General features: G+C 57.5%; 19 protein-coding genes and 2 pseudogenes. 12 read left to right on the top strand and 9 right to left on the bottom strand.

The features are described 5' to 3' along the window. Positions 1-293: 293 nt before the first annotated feature. The 6 genes from NKI05_RS30460 to NKI05_RS30435 are packed head-to-tail and all read left to right on the top strand — an operon-like array spanning position 294 to position 5,844. Complete coding sequence (locus tag NKI05_RS30460) at positions 294-1,676, top strand: TadA family conjugal transfer-associated ATPase (protein WP_023694793.1); 1,383 nt, start codon at positions 294-296, stop codon at positions 1,674-1,676. Beyond that, positions 1,676-2,647, top strand: a complete 972-nt coding sequence (locus tag NKI05_RS30455) for a type II secretion system F family protein (RefSeq protein WP_023694794.1) — start codon at positions 1,676-1,678, stop codon at positions 2,645-2,647. Before NKI05_RS30460 ends, NKI05_RS30455 begins: the two co-directional genes overlap by 1 nt. An 18-nt stretch (positions 2,648-2,665) precedes the next feature. Then, complete coding sequence (locus NKI05_RS30450; protein WP_023701634.1) at positions 2,666-3,616, top strand: type II secretion system F family protein; 951 nt, start codon at positions 2,666-2,668, stop codon at positions 3,614-3,616. A 51-nt stretch (positions 3,617-3,667) separates the two neighbouring features. Further along, positions 3,668-4,207, top strand: coding sequence for a tetratricopeptide repeat protein (locus NKI05_RS30445; protein WP_031210771.1), 540 nt, complete (start codon positions 3,668-3,670; stop codon positions 4,205-4,207). 1 nt (position 4,208) lies between these two features. After that, positions 4,209-4,748 carry a prepilin peptidase gene (locus NKI05_RS30440; protein ID WP_023723918.1) on the top strand — a complete coding sequence of 180 codons (540 nt, stop codon included), beginning with the start codon at positions 4,209-4,211 and terminating at the stop codon, positions 4,746-4,748. A gap of 25 nt (positions 4,749-4,773) precedes the next feature. Then, positions 4,774-5,844, top strand: a complete 1,071-nt coding sequence (locus NKI05_RS30435) for a phosphatase PAP2 family protein (protein WP_023694797.1) — start codon at positions 4,774-4,776, stop codon at positions 5,842-5,844. A gap of 172 nt (positions 5,845-6,016) precedes the next feature. On the opposite strand, the gene NKI05_RS30430 is transcribed toward NKI05_RS30435, so the two are convergent. From NKI05_RS30430 to NKI05_RS30395, 8 genes are all read right to left on the bottom strand, one after another. Further along, positions 6,017-7,135, bottom strand: a complete 1,119-nt coding sequence (locus NKI05_RS30430; RefSeq protein ID WP_155929856.1) for a phosphatase PAP2 family protein — start codon at positions 7,133-7,135, stop codon at positions 6,017-6,019. A gap of 352 nt (positions 7,136-7,487) precedes the next feature. Beyond that, a complete protein-coding gene (locus tag NKI05_RS30425) occupies positions 7,488-8,693 on the bottom strand; it encodes a TadE/TadG family type IV pilus assembly protein (protein WP_023694800.1) in 1,206 nt (401 codons plus the stop codon). 182 nt (positions 8,694-8,875) lie between these two features. After that, positions 8,876-9,757, bottom strand: coding sequence for an alpha/beta hydrolase (locus NKI05_RS30420; RefSeq protein WP_352794000.1), 882 nt, complete (start codon positions 9,755-9,757; stop codon positions 8,876-8,878). A gap of 192 nt (positions 9,758-9,949) precedes the next feature. Then, a complete protein-coding gene (locus NKI05_RS30415; protein ID WP_352793998.1) occupies positions 9,950-12,256 on the bottom strand; it encodes a CapA family protein in 2,307 nt (768 codons plus the stop codon). Positions 12,257-12,335: 79 nt separating this feature from the next. Beyond that, the gene (locus tag NKI05_RS30410) at positions 12,336-12,599 is read right to left on the bottom strand and encodes a hypothetical protein (protein WP_352793996.1); all 264 of its coding nucleotides are present in this window, start codon (positions 12,597-12,599) and stop codon (positions 12,336-12,338) included. A gap of 496 nt (positions 12,600-13,095) precedes the next feature. Then, positions 13,096-14,193: a cupin-like domain-containing protein gene (locus NKI05_RS30405; protein ID WP_352793994.1), complete on the bottom strand. Its 1,098-nt coding sequence runs from the start codon at positions 14,191-14,193 to the stop codon at positions 13,096-13,098. 73 nt (positions 14,194-14,266) lie between these two features. After that, complete coding sequence (locus NKI05_RS30400; protein ID WP_352793992.1) at positions 14,267-14,719, bottom strand: hypothetical protein; 453 nt, start codon at positions 14,717-14,719, stop codon at positions 14,267-14,269. 16 nt (positions 14,720-14,735) lie between these two features. Next, positions 14,736-16,913, bottom strand: coding sequence for an ATP-grasp domain-containing protein (locus tag NKI05_RS30395; protein ID WP_352793990.1), 2,178 nt, complete (start codon positions 16,911-16,913; stop codon positions 14,736-14,738). 243 nt (positions 16,914-17,156) lie between these two features. Between NKI05_RS30395 and NKI05_RS30390 the strand changes: the two genes are divergently transcribed. From NKI05_RS30390 to NKI05_RS30380, 3 genes are read left to right on the top strand one after another with little or no spacing between them, the layout of a single operon-like run. Next, positions 17,157-18,746, top strand: coding sequence for a hypothetical protein (locus NKI05_RS30390; RefSeq protein WP_352793988.1), 1,590 nt, complete (start codon positions 17,157-17,159; stop codon positions 18,744-18,746). A gap of 14 nt (positions 18,747-18,760) precedes the next feature. Continuing rightward, on the top strand, positions 18,761-20,449 hold the full coding sequence (locus NKI05_RS30385) for an ATP-binding cassette domain-containing protein (protein WP_352794018.1): 1,689 nt from the start codon (positions 18,761-18,763) through the stop codon (positions 20,447-20,449). Beyond that, positions 20,446-21,768: an HlyD family type I secretion periplasmic adaptor subunit gene (locus NKI05_RS30380; protein WP_023723907.1), complete on the top strand. Its 1,323-nt coding sequence runs from the start codon at positions 20,446-20,448 to the stop codon at positions 21,766-21,768. Before NKI05_RS30385 ends, NKI05_RS30380 begins: the two co-directional genes overlap by 4 nt. 242 nt (positions 21,769-22,010) lie before the next feature. On the opposite strand, the gene NKI05_RS30375 is transcribed toward NKI05_RS30380, so the two are convergent. After that, positions 22,011-22,445 (bottom strand): hypothetical protein, encoded by a 435-nt coding sequence (locus NKI05_RS30375; RefSeq protein WP_352793986.1) that lies wholly within the window; start codon positions 22,443-22,445, stop codon positions 22,011-22,013. Positions 22,446-22,887: 442 nt separating this feature from the next. Here NKI05_RS30375 and arsC point away from each other — a divergent pair. The 3 genes and pseudogenes from arsC to NKI05_RS30360 form a co-directional block, all read left to right on the top strand. Next, positions 22,888-23,305, top strand: a pseudogene (gene arsC, locus NKI05_RS30370) (arsenate reductase (glutaredoxin)). Between the two features lie 315 nt (positions 23,306-23,620). After that, on the top strand, positions 23,621-23,941 hold the full coding sequence (locus tag NKI05_RS30365) for an ArsR/SmtB family transcription factor (protein WP_352794016.1): 321 nt from the start codon (positions 23,621-23,623) through the stop codon (positions 23,939-23,941). Then, positions 23,941-24,283 (top strand): annotated as a pseudogene (locus NKI05_RS30360) (replication initiator protein A); the annotation flags it as partial. The gene NKI05_RS30365 and the pseudogene NKI05_RS30360, both read left to right, overlap by 1 nt.

The raw sequence follows: 24,283 nt of genomic DNA, 5'->3' as shown, positions 1-24,283 counted from the left end.
TAATCAAGGCATACGTACTTTAGCCAGATGGCATATTCCTTTATATCTAAGGCGTTGTAGCATTTGTGAAGAGGATGCCCCGTGTCAGGTCACCCAAGGGGCGCCGGTAACGTGAAAGCTTAGTGCGTCACTCGTGTTTGGCAGCGCGAGTGCCGGAAATAAATCGATATTTTTCTGCCGGACTCCTTAACTATGTTGAAAGTATTGGCCTCACGTGAGGTGCCCTGACGCTTGTGCGCCGCTTGGTTAACGTTTAGTTTCGGCTCATCTGGGCTCTAGGGGTATAAGGCATTATGCTGGGGCGGTTTATCAAGGGACCGAGTGAGCCGAAGGCGCTGCAGCAGCTAGCGCCGGTGCCAGCAAGCGTGTCGGCACCAGCCCCGTCGGCTGAAGTCGAACCGCATGGCGACGATTTTCTGACGCTCAAGGTCGAGCTGCATCGACATCTGATTGACAGGTTCAATCTTTCCGCTCTTGAAACAGCCTCCAAGGACCAGATCCTCAACGAGATTCGCCCGATCGTTCGCGAGTTCGTTCGCACTCGTGCCGTGCCGCTAAACGCCCGCGAGCTCGACCAGCTAACCAGCGACACCGCTGATGAGATGCTAGGCCTCGGGCCGATCGAACCACTGCTCAAGGACGATTCCGTCAGCGATATCCTTATCAACACGCACGACCGTGTGTTCATCGAGCGGCGCGGCGTGATCGAAGAGACGGCAATCCGTTTCCGCGACGAGGCGCATCTGTTGCGTGTGATCAACAAGATCGTCTCGGCTATAGGCCGGCGCGTCGACGAATCGGCGCCGATGGTCGACGCTCGCCTGGCAGACGGCTCGCGCGTCAACATCGCGGTGCGGCCGATTTCTGTAGATGGTCCGCTGGTGTCGATCCGCAAATTCTCCAAGAATCCCTATTCGCTTGAGCGCCTGATGGCGTTCAATTCGATACGCCCGCCAATGATCGAGCTGCTGCGGATCGCCGTCCAGGCCCGCAAGTCAATCCTGGTCTCGGGCGGCACCGGCAGCGGCAAGACGACCTTGCTCAACGCGCTCTCAAGCTACATCCCGGCCAGAGAGCGCCTGATCACCATCGAGGACGCGGCGGAACTGCAACTGCAGCAGCCGCATGTCGGCCGTCTGGAGACGCGGCCACCGAATGTCGAGGGCAGAGGCGAGGTTCGTCAACGCGAACTGCTGAAGAACGCGCTTCGCATGCGGCCGGACCGCATCATCGTCGGCGAGGTTCGCGGCGAGGAGGCCTTTGACATGCTGCAGGCCATGAACACCGGCCATGAGGGGTCGATGACCACTATCCATGCCAACACGCCTCGCGACGCTATTTCTCGTCTGGAGCAGATGGTCGGCATGGCCGGCATGCCGATGACGCACGAATCCATCCGGGCACAAATCGCTTCGGCCATCGACATCATCGTGCAGACGCAGCGGCTCGCCGATGGCGGCAGGCGCGTAACGTCGATTTCCGAGATTACCGGGATGGAAGGCAATGTCGTCCAACTGCAGGAAATCTATCACTTCGTGAGGCGCGATGTAGCTGCGGATGGAATGATCATAGGGGATTTTCGCGCCACCGGTGTCCGCCCGCGCTTCGCGCCAGAGGCCGCAACGCTGGGGCTCCATTTCGGCAAGGATGCCTTCAACCCGCAGGTCGCCCTCTGATGCTTAGTGGACAGGCGCTGCTTTATTTTATCTACATGCTTGCGGCAGCCTCGGTGATCCTTGCCGGCGAAGCCCTTTACCTTTCTCTGGCCGGTCGCCGCTCCCGACTCGTGGCGGTGAACCACCGGCTCCGTCGTCTCGCTGATGAAGCGCCCGCGGAAAAAACCTTGCAAGGGTTGCTGCGAGAACGCGGCCTGACTGATTCAGGAGATTTCATCTTCGGCTTTGTCTCGCTGAACAGGCTTTATACCCAGTCCGGCATTACCGGAAACCCGATGACCTTTGCAGCCTCGTTTTTTCTGGCCGGCCTGGCGCTGGCTTTGCTCCTCTGGCTTTTCCTTCACGTATCGGCGTCGGCGGCCTTCATCATCTTTCTCGTGGTGGGCTTTGCCTTGCCTGTTCTTGTTTTGCGCCGGGCACGTAACAGACGGATCAAGAAGTTCGCCAAGCAATTGCCCGATGCACTGGACATGATCGTTCGTTCATTGCGCGCAGGGCATCCTGCCTCAGTTGCGATAGGCCTCGTCGCCCGCGAGATACCTGATCCGCTTGGCACGGAATTCGGCATCGTCGCCGACGAGATTACTTTCGGACTCAGCATGGAGCAGGCCGTGCGAAAGTTAACGCAACGGGTCGGCTTCGAGGGACTCAATCTGCTATCGGTGTCGCTTTCTATTCAGGCGAGGACCGGCGGGAATCTTACCGAAATCCTGGCAAATCTCTCGACCGTGCTGCGGGAACGCCAGAAACTGCGGTTGAAGATCAGGGCCTTGTCAGCCGAAGGCCGGGCCTCGGCCTGGATCATTTCCTTGTTTCCGCTCGTCATGTTTGGGGCGCTCTGGCTGATCGCGCCCGGCTACTACGGCAAAGTCTGGAGCAGTCCTCTCATTACGCCTGCATTCGTCATCTGTGGAAGCTGGGCCCTGTTGGGAGACTTTATCATGTACCGAATGGTCAATTTCGATTTCTGACAGGAGCGAGTCATAAATCTGTTTTCGAACACCGACGACCTGACCTTTTTTGTATCCATCGCAGTCTTCGCGTCCGCGGTGGCGCTGTTCCTGTTTGCGGCGCTGGTCTTCCTGCCGGCACTGCAAACGCGAAAGCTGGTCGCGGACAGCCTTTTGGGCGAAGGCTCGGTCGATCCGCGATCGATCCTGGGACGGGACCGCCTGGCCAAGATCGCGGCGCAGAAGCCGGTCGACGCTTACTTCAAGTCGATCGAAAAAGAACGCAGCGAGCCCAATGCTCTGGAGGCGAAACTCTTCCGCGCTGGATTTTATCGAGCGGGTGCACCTGTCGTCTACACGATTTGTCGCCTCGGCGCGGTTTGTATAGGGTTTCTGGCCATGTATGCCCTGCTGTCGTGGGTGCTGCCGCCACGACTGCCCGGATTCCTAACTTTCGGGGGCTCGGCCTTGTTTGGGTTAGGCTGCATCGTCATTCCCAGCATCATGCTGGACCGGTTCGAGAATTCACAGAAACAGATCTATCGTCGCGCCTTCCCCGATTTCATGGATATGATGATCACTTGCGCCGACGCCGGTATGAGCCTCGAGGCCGCGGTCGAACGGGTAAGCCAGGAACTTGCGGCCACGCACAAATGGCTGGGGATTCAGCTGACGATCATGAATCTGCAACTGCGCGCCGGCAAGCCACTTCGGGAAGGGCTTCGCGAACTGGCTGACCGCATTGGCCTTGACGAGGCGCGGGCGCTGGCCGTGCTGTTCCGGCAGTCCGAAGAACTGGGCACCAGCCTGACTGACGCCCTGCGTGTCTACAGCGCGGAGATGCGCAGCCAGAGGATTCTGCAGGCTGAAGAGCGCGCCAACGCCTTGCCTGTCAAAATGATGATCCCACTCGGCCTGTGCATCTTTCCGGTGGTGATGATGGTAATCATGCTGCCGGTGATCATTCGCATGAAGGGCATTTTCTTCTAGGTGCGTATATGCTCTGTTCTTAATATCGGTCGGGGGACTCGGGGAGATTGTATGAATAGGCCAATTGCAATCGTGGCCTGCCTGTTCATGGCGGCACTCGCCGGCTGCCAGACGAACGGAGCGGACGGCGTCGTTCGAACCAACGAGCCGTCGAAAGGCGACGTAACGTCCTTTGGCGATGCGTTCGACGGGTTGAAGACGGTCGGCGATGTTGAATACTACGCCTCGGACCAAGCCGTCGCGGAGGCCAAGAACCAGTTTCGTGCAGAAAATTACGGCAATGCCGGCGCACTGTTCTTCAAGGCGACGCAGCTTGCCCCCAATGATGGCGGCGCCTGGATGGGACTGGCCGCCTCCTGCGACCGGATCCATCGCTTCGACCTTGCCGATCGGGCCTATGGCCGGGCCTTCAAGCTGTTGGGTGCGACGCCCGAATATTACAATAATGTCGGCTATTCCTATCTGTTGCGCGGCAAGCTGCAGGACGCGCGCAGCAATTTCCTCAAGGCCTATGAACTGGCGCCCAATGATCCGACCGTGGTCAACAATCTGAAGCTGCTATCGTCCAGCGTGCAGAACATCGAGCGGTAGGATGTTGTTTGGCGCGTCGCTGTCCATAAAGGCGCTTGTGATCCCTCTGCTGGCATGGGTCGCCTGGATAGACTTCTCGGCCCAGAAGATATCCAACCGTGATGTGCTGCTGCTCTTGTGTCTCGGGCTGGGATCGCTTCAGCTTGTTTCCATAGCAAGCGGATCGTGGTGGGATATGGGATTGAGCGCAATCGCCGGATTTGTGCTGTTCGTCGCGCTCTTTCCGTTCTGGATTTTGCGCAAGGTCGGAGCCGGCGACGTCAAGCTGATGGCGGTCGTTCCGTTTCTGACCGGTGGAAACGGTCTCGCCCTGTTCTCGGTGCTTCTATTGGTTTTCGCCGTCGCCACCGTGGCCATCATGAAAAACCCTTTCATGCTGCCGGCAGGCGCGTTTCGGGTCTATATACAGCACTTGGACCGCAAGGGCGTCGTGCCTTTTGGCGTGCCGATTTCAGCTGCTGCGATCTGCACGATAGCGTTCCAAATCTATGCCACTCTGGCGCTGGTGGGCAGTTCTGGGATACTGCGGCAGCTTAACTAGCGCTTGGTTCCGGAGATTTTCTTCCATGTCGATAGCGCGGCTGGCGATCCGTACCACTTCGGAGGCGTGGCGCGCTAATCAGCCATTTTTCGTGACGGTATTCGCCTATATTCTACTGGCGCTTATTGCTGCGGCGCATTGGAACATCGTCATAAACTTGAAAATATATAATAAGAATTTCTTATTTTTTGGGGCAGCCGTAACCCTGATCCTTCTCGCTGTAGTCCTGGTTCGGTTGACTATTCAACGGCCGGAGCAACCGTTACGTGCCATGAAGGATCTCATGCTGGCCAACAACCTGCCGGATCGAATTGCATTCGGACTGCCCGTTGCGCTCGTCATCCCGCTCTTTTTCTCGATGTTCACCAGCATCAAGGGGGGACTCAGCAGGATCCAACCATTCTACGCCGACACGTCCCTGGTGGCGATCGACAGGGCAATTCATGGCGGGGTCGATGCATGGAGGTTTTTTCATCCTATGCTTGGCTTTGGCCCTGTCACCTTTTCGCTGAACGTTCTTTACAATCTCTGGTTTGCCGAGGTTTTCATCGTTTTGTTTTGCGTCGCTTTTTCAGCGAGGAATGGACGGCTGCGTTCCCAGTTTCTGGTCGCGTTTGTCCTTACCTGGGTGTTGATAGGTAACGTTTTGGCGGCAGCCTTCGCTTCAGTTGGGCCGGCATTCTTTATGCCCTTTTACGGCGATGGTACCTTTTCTCCCCTGATGGACTACCTTCAGTCGACCAATTTGACCTATACCGTCTCGGCGCTGGTTACGCAAAATTATCTGCTGGTCGATGCCGGGTTTGATGGTCCACGCGTGGGCAGCGGCATTTCAGCCTTTCCGTCGTTGCACGTGGCTGTCGCGACCCTGAACGCGATTTATCTCTGGCGTTTCGGGCGTTTGCTCCGCTGGGCCAGCATTGCGTTTCTGGCCGCAATCCAGCTGGGCTCGGTGCACTTGGCCTGGCACTATGCGGTCGATGGATACGCTTCCATGCTGATGACGCCAATCATCTGGGCAATTTCAAGACGACTGTCGAACGCCCAGCCTTGTCTTCAAATCGGTATGAAAGATCGTCGGGTCGAAATAAACTGAGCTTGCTTGTACCGCGATTGTACACGGCTAGCTCCTATTCCAATGAGATCACCTTCTCACCTACAAATCGCCAACAATAGCGTGTTGAGGGGCGCCATGGCTACATTGAGACTTGGTATTGCGTGAAACAGCGCCTGCCGCTCGAACGGTGGCTCCGTCGAAATGTAATCTGTTATTGCTTTGCGCCTGTAAGCTTTCCTGTGGCACGCCAGATCAGCCACACCAGGATGATCGAGACATAGCCGTCAATGGCATAGTGCCAACCGAAATAGACCGAGCCGAACATGATCGCTGCGACGTAAAGCCAGGCGAAGATGCCGGCCGTCCGGTTGATGCTGCTAAGCAGCAGCGCGTTAAGCGTAACCACGGCGACATGGAAGCTTGGCATGGCGGATATGCCGGTCCCGATCGAGGCCTGGCGGCTGGTGTAGGACGAATAGAGATAGTCGCTTATGCGCAGGATGGCCGGGCCTGCATTGCTGCTTCGAAGCGAGGCGGTGAGATCGTCAAACAGGTCCGGGTCAAACAGCCGGTCGTAGAAAATTGGCCCTGCGGATGATCCTATTATCCGCACAAAGATGCCGAGGATGACCGCAGTCGCAGAGAGCGACAAGAAGTATCGCTGGCGCTTGGCGGCGTCGTCCATCCATGCGGCTGAGACGACCACGAAGGCGACGGCCACGAACCATAATTGGGCGTAGAGGACATAGAGGATTTGATCGACAACACCTGGCAAGGGAACCGAGCGCGCCCAACTCCAGACATGCCCGAAATGCAAGGCCGCATCGATTTCGGCAAGCTGCCGATCGGCGAAGAACGGCACCATCTGCGCAAGCTCATACTTGTAGGTGGTGAAGGCGGCCAGGCAGAGAATGAAGATACCAAGGGTGGGGGTCGCGCTGCGCCAGCGGGAGCTGATTTTCGCGAGGAACCAAGTTGCCGGGGCTCGTCGGTCGCTGAATGGTGCCGCGATGCCGATCCCGAGCAGGATGATGAAGGGCAGCAGGAAATAGAGGATCAGCAGCCGCTGCGTTCCCAGTGCCGCGAGGTAGGTTTCAGGGAAAAGGCCAGCCGCGACGCCGGCGTAGCAAAGGCCGAAGATCGCCAGTTTTGCCGATAGCCCTATCCTCGGTGCGGAAGTTAGGTCAGCGCTCGCCGCCATATTCGCTTCTTTGGCGGGTTTTTCTTCAGAAGGACCGGAGCGTCGGCCGCGACCGGAGCCGGTGGGGTAAACATCAAGTATTGGACGACGGTGACGAACCCGCCGGCACCGGCGCTCGCAATCGCGCAAATCAGAAGCATTCTCAAAAAGCTCACGCGGAAATCGCTCCTCAAGCTGGGAGAGAGGATGCGCTCGACTTGGTTAAGAAGCAACTACTACGATGGCCAGAAAGGAGAGACCGATGGCCGTCTAGAGCAGCGAGGCTAGAGGTCTTTGCAAATACCATCGCCAGCCTGCTGCACCTCGCTCGGGTTCGCAGTCTCGGCGAATGCTGTAAAGGCGCGTAGATCGGTGAAAACGACGGTCACCCCGCGACGGTGACTTTAGAAGCGTGGTCGCATCCCGTTAAGGACTGCGTTTGAGAGTTCGCTAACTCAGGGGAAGGGCACCTTCGAAGCCACGAAGCGGGTACCGTCTCCATCTATTGCAGCAACGCGATTGCTGCGTCTCCGAGACCCTTTGGTGGGGTGCCGCTGTAGCCATCCAGGTTGACGCTCGAATCTCCATTGTAAGAGAATTGCCAAGCAACAATCCATCCCAGGCCGGTAGCCAACTTCTTGTCATTGGTCCCTTTCATTTTAAGGTGGTGCATTGGCGAGTATATTGTACCATTTACCCAGTAATTCTTATTTATTGCGAGCGATATAGTCGGCAACAATGGCAAGGCGGTACGCGATCCGAAGATGGCAATGCCGGTATAAACGCCGCTTGTAGGAGCGGAAAGTTCCATGGCGCCGTTACCAACTGCCTGTATGATGCTGGACTTGGAATCGACGAATATGGTGACTTCCTTGCCTGTTATTTTCGCATTGTTGCTGATGCCGACTATCGCATTGTGAAAGTAGTGAACGCCTGGGGAAAGCACAATTTTTCCACCGAAGTCGATGCTTCCGCAGAACACCCGCCCGGCCGGAATGGTGACATCCGAGAGCGCCTGGTTGCTGTAATCGCAACCGGTCGGGGGAACCGGTTCTGGTGTGGTGACAAGTGGGTCGGCGAGGAAGGGCTGGTTCGTCTTCGGGGAAACACTGTATCCGCCGCCTTGGTAATTGCCGACTACCGAGATTTTTGTCGCGGCGATTTTGCCGGCCCCAACGTGTCTCAGTGCTTCGGGGCTGGAAGAATTTACCTGAATGCCACAATTTGGCACCGACACCTTTCCCAACCCGGTCACACTCAGCGCTCCGGTTGACTCTGGATCGAGAGCATAGATGCAGTATTCCGGGGGCGCCTTTCGTGCCTTTGCCGTGACGTGAAGGCTGATCGCCCGAATGCCGGCAAGGTTCATAAAGTCCGTCGGCATTGAGGCGGTGATTTCAACTGCTGCCTCCCGGGACACGGGAGTGGGCGTTGTGATGTCGACTTCAACCACCCCGCCGACCGCAAAAGAGCCGTTGCCAAGCGCAATGTTCTTGGCGGCCGCGACGGCTTCCTCGTCTCCACCGTCGCTCTCTATAGCTGCCAGAGCCGCTGAATCGGCCAACTCTTGCAGTCTGGACTTCCAGGTGACGGCACTGGTAAGGTCAATGGCCACGCCCAAGACCAAGCATAGCGGTAGCGCCACCAACGCCGCTGCCACGGCAAAGTTTCCGCTCCTATCGAGCAGCAGGTCCTTCAGCTTTCGCATTGAGATGCCCTCGCAGAGAAGCAGCCTAGATCGAATCGCGTTTAAACTTTACTAAATTAGAATGTCCTAACTAAATTGCATTCCGCTGCAGGCTGCGCAAACTTTGGCCAAGCGACTCGCGCTAGGCTATCTCGCTCATCGAGGTATCTACATCTTGCCGAGCTACAGGACCGCAGATCCCGCTATTTGAGTCCGAATGCGCTCGCTGCCTGATCCGAACCCAACATATCACTTGCCGAATGCCCGACGCCCGGCAAGATCACAAGACGCCAGTTAAAGGGCCACCCGTTGGCGGTAGCGACAGCTTGCGCCAACTCGTATGTGTACTGCCCCCGTTCCAACCGCGTCGCCCCTTGGCGCATGGCGGCCGCACCTTCGTTCAGCTCGGCATCGCCTGTATCGTCCTCTCCAAGATAGATCGTCAGCGGCAAGGCCAGATACGCTTTCATCTCCTGGGCGGCTTGATCCGGCGTATAGACGCATCCCGAGGAGACGCAGCCGAGCCCATAGGCCACGGCTTCCGCCAGCGAGGGCAAAACATATGAGGACGGATTGGCAACCACCAATCTTTTCGCATCGGCTAGGGCGAATGCGGCAACACGAGACGTGAACTGGCCGCCGGCGGAGTGCCCGAAAAGGTAATACTGCGCGTTCGGCAGTCCTTCTCGCGACCTCGCCCAGTTCACCAGGCCCTTCACGTACCAGACAGTCCATCGATCCCGCGGCTGAATAGCGCCGCTGTTTACTATGCCGCCCCGCTGATAGCTCCAGCCTGGGAATCTTTCCAGGTCAAAAAGCGGCGCCATGACGATGAGGCAATTTCGATCGGCGAGAGGCTGCGCATAGTCCCTGTAGGAAGAGGCCGTTCGGCTCACCCCATGAAAGACGAACAGGATCGAGGGATTGCTGCAGCTCTTGGGGTGATAGGTATAGACGGTCAGCTTCGTCCCGTTGATGGTTGCTGTGGTCGTACCCTTGCCCACCTTCCAGGCAAGCACCGGGCCTGAGTAAATCAGGCTGCAGGCCATTACCGCCGCAGCCAACAGACGGATCAGAAATCGCACCTGCCCCTCCTTATGACGATTAGCATGATGCCATATTTCATTAGAGACTTCTAAACAAATTAAAACCGCCCGGCCGGTAAAGACTTCGTTTCAGTCATAGGGACTTGGTGCTTATCGAAGGACGGCTTTCCCGACTCGCTATGACTGGTTGGAGAGAGACGACTCGGCTCCAACGAGGGCGGTCCGATCATCTCAGCGCGACGGGATAGACAATTTGAGGCATCTGTCCTGGACATCGGCTATTGCACCGCCCAGTCCAGGCGACAAATCGAGCAGCCGATCGATCGTCGCTCGGCCGGCCGCCCCTCCCATTATTTTTGGCTGGTAGTCGAGGCGCGGATCTCTGTTTTGAACATAAACTGGGTATATATCTAAATCTATCTGGCTCGCGCCAAAGTGGAAGCACGGCAAGATAGACTCGCCCTTGCTGTTTCCCGATCCGAAGGCGAAATTGCCGACACTGTACAGTATCGGGCGATCTTTATAAATCTCGACCGGCTGGAGGATATGTGGATGATGGCCGATAACCGCGTCTGCGCCCATATCGATGAAAAGCTGTGCTTTCATGCGATCTTCCTCGGAAGGTTGGCGCTGGTATGGTACGCCCCAATGTACCATCACGGCGATCCGATCGACCAGCGGCCGCAGCCTTGCAAGGTCACGCTCGACCAGTTCCGGTAGATCTTGTGCTGAGCCCGGGAGATCGCCATGCGCCGCCGTTCGACGATTCCAGTAATAGCCGAGAAGTCCGACACGGATATCTGTGCCGTCAAAGATCGCGGGATCGTGCGCCACGCTCTGGTTTCTTCCGCCACCGTACGGCCTGATATGGTGTTGTTCCAGGGTGTCAAGGGTCTCAATCACACCATCTCGACCACAATCCTGTATGTGGTTGTTTGCGACAGTCATCGCAGCAAAGCCGGCGCGGCGCAGGACTGAGGCAGACTTGGGATCGACCTTGTAAGAGTGGTTGCGCGTGGTTTCTTCCTTCTCGGAACCCGAGGAGAACGGCCCTTCGAGGTTTCCTGTAATCAGAGCGCAGCGGCTGAGGATCGGGCGGACCCAGGCGAAGCAATAGTCCGGGCCGAACCTGCGGATGCGATGCCGCATCCGCATCCCCGTCATTACATCTCCGATCGCCGCCAAATGGTAATGGGTGCGGGTGGATGAAGAGAGCGTCAGTTCAAGCTGGTTCGGGTCGATGAGATCCCCATCATCCGGAATTATGACCTCCGCAAACCTTTCGCGAATTTTGGCAACATGGCGCTGAACCTCGTCAGACCCATTGAGACGAGAGGAGAGAGGCAGAACCGAAGGTGCACTCAGCATGTTGGTCACAGGCGAGCTAAAGGCTATCCCGCGCTTCTCGAAGATTTCCCGGATCAGCCTCTCATAAAGGCCGCCGGACCTCACGCGGTCCGCGTGAAGCAGACACGAGGCAAAGCTGCGTGGTGATGATCTGATCGCGATCGTTCTGACGCGGGAAGGGTCGAATAGGCTGTCGGAAAGTCGCCCAAGCTCCAAAAGGGCACCAACAACCAATTCTATGCAGGCAAATTCGTGCCCGAGAAATGCCTTGTGCAGATCCCATATCGCCCCCGCAACGGCTTGTGCGACCAGCGCCTCCTGCGGCTGCACTTCGTCATCGTCAATGCGAGCGTCATTCGCAAGGCTGCCCGCAGGCACAAACTCGGCATCGTGACGAGCGTGCCAGCACCACACGTGCGGGGTCGACAGCATGGAGGCCGCCAGGTAAGTGCTCACGGCATATTCCAGGGCGCCCGGTCTGCTGAACGCGGCACGCGGTGTACGCAACCTGTCGGCCTGCACGTCAGCGGTATGACGCACGACGTGAAGCCCGAATGCCTGGTATATCATGCCGGCGTCGTGGGATGGGTCGCAGAGATAGGCGCCGCCTGATATTCGCGGCAGCCACCCTTCCGCGGTGACCCCATGCCCCGGTCCAAAAAGCAACTCTCCGCAGAGGGGAATTGAAAAATCATCGAGATTTTCCATTCTTGCCGGGTAACGATATCTGACCCCTTTGACCGGCACCCACCTGCCGGTCTCTTCAGAACTGCCCGGCCTTTGCTTCGGCCGACGTGCATTGACGATCGCCCTGACTTTCGGCAGGGGGCCCACTCCAAGTGAGCGAAGCACATCGTTGATGCGCTGGCTCATCATGGAGATGTGGTAGTAGACGTTGACTTGGCCAAAGCCCGCGCCGGCCTCGCGGCTTTCCAGCCGACCGCAAACGCCACCGCCAGACGGCTGGAAAGAAAAATTGCCGTCTTCGTCGGGCGACACTTCGCCCATCTGGCCTGTCGGCCAATCCTCTTCCATGCCTGGATGGCTGATTACGTCCACGTACCGCCCACGCAGGCCGCGCCTTCCGGCGCGCTGCGAGAGATATGGCAATTCGACCTTGGCCAGATGAACGCGGCCGCCGGTAAAGTCGGAGTCACATGGCTCCCAGACGTAAACAGAGCCAGTCGCCATATTTACTCCCCTGTAGAGGTTACTGCTTTCGCCGTCATACCCGTACGCAAAGCAGTAACCGCTGCCCTGAGGATATTCGCTACCGCTTTTCCGTCAATTCGTGCCTATCGGACCACTCTTCTTCCGGGTCGCCCCATTGAGGGCGCCCGCTGCTTGGGTCGGTCGCCTCGCCAAGCTCCCGCCGTGCATTGTCCAGCACTTGCGCGAGCGATCCCTCACCGATCAGCTTGAGTTCCTTCGCGACCACGTTCGATTTCGTGAGCGGCCATTTGTCCAGGGAGGCTGCGCGTACGAAACCGTAACCTGACGGCATATGGATCATCAGCCAACCCAGGTTCATCATTTCCGTGGTGAATTCTCTCGGAACCTCCCAGCACCGAAGCGTCCCCGGTCAAGCGCCCGAATCTCTTGTATGACATCCTCGTTCGAGGCTCCCGCCTTGCTCTTGCTGCGTTGCAAGGCCAAATCCACGAGTTCGCGGCATCAACTCGCGAAACAGTCGGTGTGGATGGCAGTTGGAAAAACATATCTATAAACGCTACTCCCTTTTACCTCAGTAGAGAAGCTCCTCCCTGCGGTGAACTCCATTCCTGTGAGGTCGATCCGAAGGTGGCGAGGCCACCAAGCGGATAGCACAAGCGGATAGTAGACGTCGAGCGGCCCGCTCTGCCTCGCCCACTGCTCGAGGGCAGCGAAGGTCATGGCCGAGCTCAGGTCCGGTGAACCAACGATGCTCCGCAACCGCCGTCCCTCATCAGCCTGTCGCGATCTGCGCTCCCGAAAACTTTCAACTCAGTGGAAATTTCCAGCTCCCAATGGTCCGAAAGCCGGAATGCAGGTCACTGCCGAACAGGAAGTCCAGCCGTGGGATGCGAGAGCCCGTTAAACTCTGCGTTCGTTGGCTCTTGCTCAGTCTGCAACCACTGCGCCATGAGGACGCCGAAATCTTCGGGGATCCGCAACGATTTCGATTGGTCCCGCCCCAACTTGGCAAGGTATCCGCACCATTGATCGTATTGCGTTTTGCCGGTGTCGCTCTTCCACTCATCATAGGCATGCGTGGCCAGGCCCTTAATTTCTTTGCTAGGGATCGGTTCGATCCCGTGACGGTATGCGCCCTGCAGGACCGAATATCCAAATATAAGCAGAGCGCCGGCCCAGTCCAGCGCACTCCGTCTCAAACGCCGGTTGATGCTGACGGAGAATCCCGCAGTTTCAACCTCATGCCACCAATCGACTGGCATATACAGAAGGTCACCTGCATTCAGTACGGCAATCTCTCCATGCAGTTGCTTCAGCAAGGGGAACTGGTTAAAATCGGGATTATTCAAATCCACAAGCGCTCGCCTGGGATTGTCGGTCGTCTTTTCATGCTCCGGATAGATGAAACTATAGTCCCAAGGGGGAAACATTTTGACCGCTTTTGTCCCGTGTAGCTGCACGAGGAACGCATACCAATGATCATAGTGTGCCTTGGCGGTAACCCCTTCGGAAGCAACATAGGGAGACGAGCCAATGAACTCCAGATCGCTTGGCCAAGGCAATGCTTCCAGAAGACTGCTGGGAACTTTTCCACCAAACATGTAGTAGCGCTCGTTGGGGTCCATCAGTGGTTGCCATTTCCCCTGGCCTAGGATCCGCTCGAACAACTCTTGAAAGGTCATTTCGCGAGTCATCCCGCTCTTGCGTAAGACATAGGATGCAGCGGACACCGTGGTGTCGTCCCCTGGAACTAGCGTAACCTGGCCGGTATGCCGCGCCCATTTGGGGTCATCCAAGCCCCAACCGTCGGAGGCTTTAACCCAGCCTCGTACAACAAACGGCCGATTTTTCCCGAGTGCGGTGGAGATTTGCATGCTGTCAATCTCCTCGATCGGTTTCATGCTAAGTTTAGGGAGTTCGCGAACTTCTTCAGGGAGTGTCTGTTTGTTTGCCATGGTCTCCATCCTGGTTGAGATGACCGTTTGCGTCGACAGAAGCCTTCTGGTGGTCAAGGCCGCCGAGATCGATCTATTTGTCCATTGCGCCTGGTTTTTTCCGCGGAATTGGCGCGGCATAAGCGTTTGTCAACTTGCCCACGTGACCGGGTTCACCCAGTTCCTGCCGAGCAATGTCCAACGCCTCAGCCACTGCCCCCTCATTAATCAGCTTGAGTTCCTGCGCGACCGCATTCGATTTTGTGAGCGGCCATTTGTCTAGCGACGCTGCGCGCACGAAGCCATACGCCGACGGCATGCGGACCATCAGCCAGCCCAGGTTCACCATCTCCGCAGTGAACTCCCGCACAAATTTTGCCCCCCCTATACGACGCCCGGTCAAGCGCCTGAATGTCTTGTAAGACATCCTTGCACGGGTTCTAGGCTCCCCCGCCTTGTTCTTGGTGCGTTGCAAGGCCAAGGCAACGAGTGCTGCCGCGTCGCCTTGGGAAACATTTGATGTCGCAGTTGCTGAAACAGTATCCATGAACGCTACTCCCTTGTTACCTCAGCAGAGAAACTCCTGCATGCTGGTGAACTCCATTTGCGTAAGGTCGATTCGAAGGTGGCGACTCCACCTCATCAAACCATGCATCCCGTTTTGCCAGATACGAAATTGCCATTGCATGCATGGCAGCCTTGAGCTGCGGCGGTCGCGACGCAAACGTGGCAGGTTCCGCAACCAGCTCGCCAGATCCCGATGCAAGCGTCATCTTGGCTCCGGACCCGTCGGTGCTCCACCGCATCGATAGAGCCAATCCACCGCGTTGTAGATGTCGCCGCAAATCAGGGCCAAGCTCAGTCTCGGCACTTGTCAGAATCAATCTTTCAACAGGCAGCGCCGACAACGCCTGGCGGGATACTAAATCCTCATTGTCGACTATAAAATAGCCACGGTTGCCGGCGTTCAAAACTGCTTTGGCCAGGTTTTTGAGAAGCTCGCAATTCTCGACGTCCGTCGCCGTCACCGACACGGCGTGGCAAGCGCCCAGACCAAGACCGTTCTCCGAGATTCTTGCTGGAGAAGCGGCATAAACCAGCGCTTCCAATAAAGGATCCCTGGCCAGCATTTGCGGTGTTGCTCGCTGGCTGAATTCTTGTGGTGCGGTGTTGATGTAGGCGCCTTTCTTCGACAAGAGGCCGATGCTCCGCCCCTCTGCCATGAACCGGTGCTGGATTGCTTTTGCCACCATGCTGGTATGCCGGTCGCCAAGGACGAGCACCGTGGCAACTTCCGATGAAGCCGGATCGTCGTACATATTGGCCAGGATTATCTCGCTCACATCCCTTGCCGTGCCGGCCCGCGGCCAAAGATGAAACTCAATCCCTGGTCTAGCGTTCACCTCGATGACAGTGCACCCGACATCTTTGTGAGATTGCGCAATGTCGGGCATGATCAGATCCAACCCGGCAATACTGAGCCCAATGACCCTGGCGATACGTTCACATAGCTTATGATTGTCCGGATGGACGGAGTTTGTAACGTCAACCGGTATGCCTCCGCGTGCGAGGTGACCGTTTGGTCGCAGAACCACCTGCTGCCCGGCAATCGGGATAGTCTCCATCGTAAGATGGTGCAATGACAGGTGTCTAAGCAGGTCGTCGTCGATTTCGAGAGGCGACAGACGCCTGCCGTCCCTGTCGGGTTCCCGATTCAAATCATCGATCAAATGACGCAGCGTTTTTTCGCCGTCGCCGGTAACCTGCGGCGGGCAACATAGGACTGCCGCCACGACACGAAAATCAACAATCGTCGCTCGATACTCCGGGCCGGCGATGAACTCTTCTACCAGCACGCCATACCGGTCAGACTGAGCCACCTGGCACGCTATGTCGAACGCGGCTTCAACAGCGCGGCGTCCCCGCAGCTTGACTGAAACTCCGCGCCCCTGATTGCCTTGGGCGGGTTTCACCACCACAGATTTGCCCAGCTGCTTGGCGGCAGCGACCGCCTCGGATTTGCTGCGAACCGTAAGCTGGCGCGGTACGGGCAAGCCGGCCTGCGCCAAAAGCCTGTTGCCCAGCCTCTTGTCCAGCGCCACTTTCGCCGACGCAAACGATGTCGAACCGGATATCGTTGAGAAGAGCTGCTTTTGGTTCTTGCCTTGGCCGAGACGAAGGTGGTTGCGCGCAACAAACTCGAACGGGATGCGGTTCCTCTTGGCGGCCGCAACCAGCACTGCGGTCGAATTTGAAAGTCGCCGTTTCTTTGCTCTTTCCAGGTTCAATTCCCGTGCGAGGCAATACTTCGATGTGGCATTCCCATCTCGCGTTGCCTCGCTGACCGCATCAACGACAGCCGCCGCGGCCGCTCGCGACATTTGCGGGTCGTCCGACTCCCAGACGATCACTGAATTGATCTCGGACGGATCGCTCACCAACGTGGCCACAGTTGGAAACGTATAAAAATTCATCGCGCGGCGAAGCTCGAGGTCGGCGACCAGGATCGCATCAGCTAGATACGAGGGCACCAAAGCATCCTGCTCGCACTCCGGAAACAGTCCGGCAAGCACTGAGCAAGCCCCGGAAGAAAAACCGGACACGCGGGCAGTAGCCAGTTGCCCTAAATTCAGCGTCAATTTAACGACTGTATTCGCGTTATACACGTTGAGGCCGGATAGCGTCTTGAACCCGGTGATCTCAAACGGCTCTAATTCCCCAACTGGGCATACTATAGCCATACATTTTGCCCCCCGAATTAACCTTCCGTCTGCTCTACGAAAGGTTCCTGCCTCCATCGCTTGCGCGCAACCCTCAGTTATATTATGGTTAGCTAATGGTTAAGGCAACAAAAAAATAAAGGGAGGTTGAAGCCAGAGGAAAATAAATCTCAAATTAAGTTTTAAATAAAAAGACTGGAACTGCGTAATTGAAGTAGTGTTGGGGTGGGTATCATGTCTGTTTGTAGAATTCAGCGCGGGCGCATGAAGAAAGCCAAGCGTTCGTTCGCGACTCGCCGGGTCGCGGCCTCGCATATGCGCACGTTGATCACAGGTTCCTTGCAGCCGGTCGCAGGCGATCTTGTCCTGGCTCGTGTGGACAAACTCGGCAATCACAGCAGATTGGAGCTGATCAACGGGAGAAAGGCGATCATGTTTCCGGGCGATGAGATAATCATTTGCTATGGAAACAGATACGCACCGGACCAGTTCGAAGCTGTTATTGGCCCTGATCTCGGACCATGTGACCTAGTGGCGGGGGGGGGCATCGCCGCGTGTGAGCTTTCCAGACATGATCGCATGATCGCGCCAACGAAGATCACCCCTCTCGGACTGATCGGGGACAAGTTCGGTCGCCGATTGAATGTTTGGGATTACAAGGTCAGCTCCGACGACCTTCGCCCCTCTCTGCCGATTGTCCTGTCGCTGGGAACATCCATGAACGCGGGAAAGACATTGACGGCGACGTCGTTGGTAAGAGGTTTCAAAAGAGCAGGGCTTAAGGTTGCCGCGCTGAAGATTACCGGAACTGGGTCCGGTGGCGACACCTGGATTGTGCGCGATGCGGGCGCTGACATCGTTCTTGATTTCACCGACGCCGGGTTTGCAACCACTTATCTTGCCTCAGTGGAAATGATCGAAAAGGGCGCTTTCCGCCTGCTGAACCATGCAGCCGAAAATGGATGCGACGTTGCTGTCATCGAGATTGCCGACGGGCTGCAGCAGAAGGAAACGTCCGAGTTAATTCTGGCGGAATCATTTCGCAGCATGGCTCTTGGCACAATATTCGCGTCCTACGACGCGATGGGTGCAAAGTGTGGAGTGGATACGTTGCGCGCTGCCGGCCACAAGGTGCTGGCCATCAGCGGCAGACTTGGCCGATCACCGCTTGGGGTGAGAGAGGCTGAGGAAGCTACCGGGCTGCATTGCTATTCCCCGTGGGATCTCCAGGATGGCGCGCTCGGTCCTGTGTTTAGGGCCCGCGCTGCGGAAAAACTGTCCAACGGACAGAGCAACAACCCGTACCTGCGGCGCATTGCGGCATCGTCGGAGGCAGCCATGCCGCTCGGCGTGGATCGAGCCCATTCTCACCAACTCCGGATTGATTTCTTGGCAAAGGTCGCGCGCGAGTTGATTGTAGCCGAACTGGGAGAAGTAAATGCCAATGGCAGCCTGGCGACGTGGCCCAGTCCATTCGGAAGCATCTTGGTCACTCTGCCTGAGCGGCCTTCCCAGGGTTCCCAGGGTTCTATCCCCACATTCATGTCGGTGCAGGCGCCCGCGGAAATAGTAGAGGCAGCAGTGCTGGCAAAAAGCCGCGGTGCCCTCAAGTCGTCGCTCGGCGGCATCGTGCAGGCCCTCGGCTGCGCTCCGCTCCCGGCTGCTCGGATGTCCTACCTGCTGAACGAAACCTGGTCAATGTTTGAGGCGGCCGATCATCACGATAGACCTCTGCAAAACGCACTTGAGGCGCCGCCGTTGGATGCTCATGATGACATTGATGCGGTGATCATGAATTTCTCTGGCCTCTTCAATGAGCATTCTGATCAGCACGCTCCCCTTGGACGCGCGTGAAAGACGGTGTCCCGATGAACACACGAGGCAGGCGTCGGTATAGCGGCCCCCTCAGCGAAATGTGGAGAAAGTCGATACCCGGCCTTGCGGCTCTGGTGGTATTCAGCGTGTTTATCAATGTTTTGCGCTTTGCCGGCCCGCTCTATCTCATACAGATATTCGACCGGGTCATCTCGAGCCGCAGCGTTGAAACCCTTGTCATCCTGACCCTGGCTGCCTTGCTCGCCCTGGTAGCCGGCGTCGCACTGGAAACCATTCGCCGTCGCATGCTCTCGCGCTGGAGTGTCTGGATCGAGCATCAGTTGACCAGCCATTCCGTGAAAGCCGGATTGACGTCAGGCGTAGCCAATCCGCCGCTTCTGGCCAGCATCGAAAAGGTCTCCAGCTTTGTTGAACGCGGGCTATCTGCCTGGCTGGATGTCGTTTGGGCACCGATTTTCCTGTTGTGTGTGTACTTCATCCATCCGGTTCTCTGGCTGATCGCGCTGGCAGCTACCGTTTTGCTGGTTGGTATGAGCCTGTTGAAGGAAAAGTTCACACGCGAACCCCGTCAAGCGGAACGCGATGCCGCCAAGCAGGCAAAAGAGGTGTTGGTTTCGGCGGAGCGGCACAAGGACGTTGTTAGTGCCTTTGCAATGGCGGACGCAATCGCCGGGCGCTGGGGTAGGAGCCGGGCGGACGGCTTCCTGCAAAGAGACCGGCTTAATGCTTGGGGATCCAGCCTGGATGCCGCGATCCGGGTGCTAAATCGTAGCCTCTACATTATTCTGCTGGCCTCCGGCATATGGCTGTTCCTGAACGACCAGGCGTCGCTAGGGGGGATATTTGCAGCCCGACTCATAGTCAACTTCGCTTACAGGATGGTTGGCAAGGCGGTTGGGGAACTCAGAGGCCTCCGCGAGGCGCGCGAAGGATACGCCAAAATCAAGGCGGACCTGGCCAGGCCGTCGGACGGGGACCCGTCCTTGCTGCCTGGAACTTCGCGCGGCACACTAATTCTTGATGAAGTAGCGTTCAGGCACGCGGGATCGCGAGAAGACGTATTCAGGAAACTGTCGCTGTCGCTGGCGCCAGGCGAGTTGCTATTGGTCATCGGGCGCGCAGCTACCGGCAAGACAACGCTCTCCCGCCTCCTGATAGGCTTGCTCAAGCCACGAACCGGACAGGTTCGCCTGGGAGACATGAACGTCACTCGGCTTCCGGATCATGTTAGAGCCGAGGCCATTGGCTATTTGCCACAGCAGGTCGAACTGTTCGAGGGAACCGTCGCCCAGAATATTGCCCGGTTTCAACAAAGCTCCATCGATGATGTGGTTTCTGCTGCAAAAATAGCAGGAATCCACCATGTTATTATTCGCCTGGACCAAGGCTATGACACAGTGCTTGACGACACGATCGGGCTGTCTGGCAGCGAACGGAAACGGATTGCGCTTGCAAGGGCGCTGTTTCGCGCTCCGAGACTTATCGTTCTGGACGAGCCATTCGCCAATTTTGACAGTTCGTCGAGAAGGGCGCTTGAAGCAGCGGTGAAAGTCATGAAGGGATCGGGATGCTCGGTAGTCATTACCATGTCGGGACAAACCAACCGTCTTGTCGGATTGATCGACCGGACGCTGATCCTGGGCGGCCGAACGCCTGAGCTCTCCGATCCCACGGAGCGCGCGGTTCGTTCCGTGAAAACTGAGTTGCGGAGTGTAAAGTGACAGTCCCGCTCGCCGTTGGCGCCAAACAACCCGGAGACGATCCTGCGCCCTTTGGTAAGAACTTCATTGTTCTCGGTTTCGCGATAATCGCAATTTTTTCGACCCTGACCGGCATGTGGCTTGTTGCGGCTCCAATCCAGGGCGCCATTGTGGCCAACGGGTTGGTGGAGGTAGCCTCAAACGTAAAGACAGTGCAGCATCTCGAAGGTGGGATTGTATCCGAGATATTGGTTCAGGAGGGCGATCGCGTATCGGCAAGTCAGGTCCTGGTACGACTGCAGAGCACTGCTTCTACGGCCGCTGCGAACGAGATCAAGGCGCAATGGTACGAGGCGAAAGCTACCGAGGCACGGTTGATCGCCGAGAGAGACGGCAAGGACTCAATCGAGATTCCGCCAGAGTTAAAGGAGCCCGGTAAAATGGCGGCCGAGGCTGTTTCCGGCCAGGAGAGTATCTTTCGAACACGTCAGACCTTGCTTCGTGAGAGACTTTCCTTGCTGCAGCAAACGACCGGAAGCCTGCATAAGGAGATAGAGGGCTATGAAGGGCAGGTGGCTGCGGCCACACGGAAACTGGAGTTGATCGAGGAGCAACTAGGCGATGTTCGTGCCCTTTATCAAAAGAAGCTGGTGGTAAGGACGCGCCTGACAGATTTGGAGACTGAAAAGGCGGATGTGGGAGGCGACCTGAGCGGCTATATCGCGTCAATTGGCGTTGCCAGGCAAAAAATGGAGGAGACGAAGTTCAAGGTTGCTGAACTTAACGCATCCACGGCGGCCGACATTGTCGCTGAGCTTGGGGTGGTGCGTGCCAAGATATATGAATCCGCTCAACGAATAGCCGCCGCCGATGACGTGATGACAAGAACCGAGATCCGCGCTCCCATCGGAGGCACCATAGTGGGGCTCAAGATTCACACCATTGGCGGGGTGATAGCAGCAGGCGATCCTCTGATGGATATCGTGCCCGTCGACGACAACTTCGTCGTGATTGCCAACGTGGACCCGCTCGACGTCGACCAGGTGAAAGTGGGGCTGCACGCGACCATCTGGCTCAGCGCGGTGGGCAGGCGGTATCAGCAGCCCATGAACGGTGATGTCCGCACCCTTTCAGCAGACCGGCTGGTCGATCCGCGCACTGGCAAGGCATTTTATGCAGCTCGCATCGTTCTGACACCTCAGTCCCTGAAGGCAACGCCCGTGGCATTGCAAGCCGGAATGAACACACAAGTGATGATCGAGACTGGAGCGAGGTCAGCATGGGAATATCTTAGCGCTCCGGTCTACGCTGCCATGGGTCGGGCTCTGCGCGAACAATAGGATTGGCTATCGGGGCAGCCGTCGTTGGGGTGGATTGTGAGCGGTGCGCAAGCTCAGCGCCTCCACATCTCAAAAGATAGCGTGCACCTGCTGGGGTGAGAGAAGAGCCCATAAGCGCTAACTTTACACCAAGACGGCGCTTCTTGCAGCGGCGGATTGGCTTTTGCGCCGTCTTGGTGGATCGCAGACGTGACGAATGATTTCAGTGACGCGGGTGAGGATTTTTCCCGGCCGCATCACCATCAGCATGGCGTTGAGGATTTCAGAACGCAGGAGACTATGCAGCCTGTGGGCCTTTTGCGTGGCCTTCTCATCCTTGCGCTTGACGATGAGCCTTGTCGGCAAGGGCGCTTGCCTCGTCCCTTGCGACCCGAATGCTCCACGAGCACGTTGATCTCGCAAACCTCACCAGGCTGCATGGGCTCATAGATGGCGTTCCAGTCGACCCGTTGCCCGTCGGGCGTGGTCAGCCGAACACTGGTCCAGCCCGTGCGCACGATGAAGTCGGCACCCGCCGCCACCACCTTTTCAAGGGATGGAGCGCGGGCGTAGGCGCGATCGCCAACAACAATGTCGCCTTGGCGTAGCGGAACACGCAAGAAGCTTTCACCCCCGCGCACGTCGCTGATCTCCAGATGCGTGAAGCGTGCGAGCGCCGGTTCGTAGGTGGCATGCACCCGCCAGTCCGTGCCGGCACTGCCAGGGCGCGAGATCGAACTGCCATCGACGCGCAGCCGGCGCCCCGTCGGCGCGGCGCTTTTGGCGCAAGCCTTTTGGAGCAAGGCGCCGGCAATGTCGCCGAGCCAATCGGCGGCTGCGCGCAAGCGCTTCAAAAGAGCAACGTCTGGCAGGCTCGCAAGAATGTCGGCCAAATGCAGAGGCCGTAGACCGCGGTTCCAAGAAGAACCCCGTCATGCAAACCCATGCCGCTATCGCCTCTGCCGATTAGCCAAGCCATTTGGGCCCGTTGACCCAGCAGCCGCGGTCGAGGTCGTCACCGATCGGGCTGAGTCGCGTGCCGGGGTTTATCGTTGCCGAATTGCGGAGCAAGCGTCGCCATGGCTTGGCCGGATGGCTGCTCGCCGAGCCCGAACCAGTCACATCAATGAAAGCAGCAAAATGACCGTCACCATCTATCACAATCCCGATTGCGGCACTTCGCGCAACACGCTCGCCATGATCCGGCAATCCGGCGAGACACCGGAAGTCATCGAGTATTTGAGAACCCCGCCATCACGAGAAAAGCTCATTGGGTTGATCGCCGCCACGGAAACCACGCGATTTGCTGCGCGAGAAAGGCACGCCCTATGCCGAACTTGATCTGGTCAATCCCAAGCGGACCGACGACGAAATCCTTGATTTCATGCTGGCGCATCCGATCCTGATCAACCGGCCGATCGTGGTCACACCTCTTGGCGTGGTTCCAGGCCGGCCCTCGGAAGCGGTTCTCGACATCCTGCCTAATCCCGATATCGGGCCGTTCGTGAAAGAGGATGGCGAAGTCGTGGTCGACAACAAGGGTAAGCGCATTGGCTGAAAAGAACCACGCGGCCGATGACACGTTGCCGAACGTCGACGACGAGCAGTCTCGGCCGATCGAAATGCAGGCTCTGCTGGACGCGCCCCGCTCCATTCACAAACCGCGCGTGCTGATGCTCTACGGATCTTTGCGCGAACGGTCCTATTCCCGGCTCGCTCCGGAGGAGGCTGCCCGTATATCCTGCGCCGTTTGGGTGCCGAGGTGCGTATCTTCAATCCCTCGGGCCTGCCACTCCCCGATTCGACATCTGCCGATCATCCGAAGGTCCAGGAACTGCGGGATCTGCGAGCTGCCACGGTTATTCCTATTTCCATGAAACTCGAACAAGCTGCATCCCAGCTCGAAAGTCTCGGAAATCCGACGCGGCTCCAGCTCTATCGCATATTGGTCAGGGCAGGGGACGAAGCACTGCCGGTCGGCAGTATCCAGGAGAGACTCGAGATCCCGTCTTCAACGCTGTCGCATCACCTTAAACGGCTGGTCGATACGGGACTTGTCACCCAGGAGCGTCAGGCGACGACGCTGATCTGCCGCGCCAACTATCCCGGCATGAATGCGTTGATCGGCTATTTGGCTGACGAGTGCTGTGCCGACGCAAAATGTGCGCCCTCGACCACCAAAGTTGTCGCCTGATTTTTTTGCACCTTCACCAGAAATCCGGCAGCCTGTCGCCCTACAAGCGCTTTGCCTTCGAGCTGCGCGACATCATCCGCCGCCAGCCGCTGCCCGGCTACACCCTTGCGCTGGAAGTGGAGATTGGCGGCCGGGTTCTGCTTGCCTTCGAGCGGATCGGCTCCTGTGGAAGGCCTGTGGACGGCCTCGTGCTATCGGGAACCGGACCTATCGTGCCATCGGGAACCGCAGGCTCGTGCTATCAGGAACCGAAACGGCGCCTAACCCTGGGAAAGCAAAGCCGAAATCGCGCCCTTAACTTAGACTCTAACCCAGATTCTAACTTTGAAGCGCGCGCGCAAG

It is taken from the genome of Mesorhizobium sp. M0771 (genome assembly GCF_040320155.1).
Taxonomy (GTDB): domain Bacteria; phylum Pseudomonadota; class Alphaproteobacteria; order Rhizobiales; family Rhizobiaceae; genus Mesorhizobium.
Note: the sequence above shows the minus strand (reverse complement) of the source record. Positions and strands in the feature narration are given on the sequence as shown.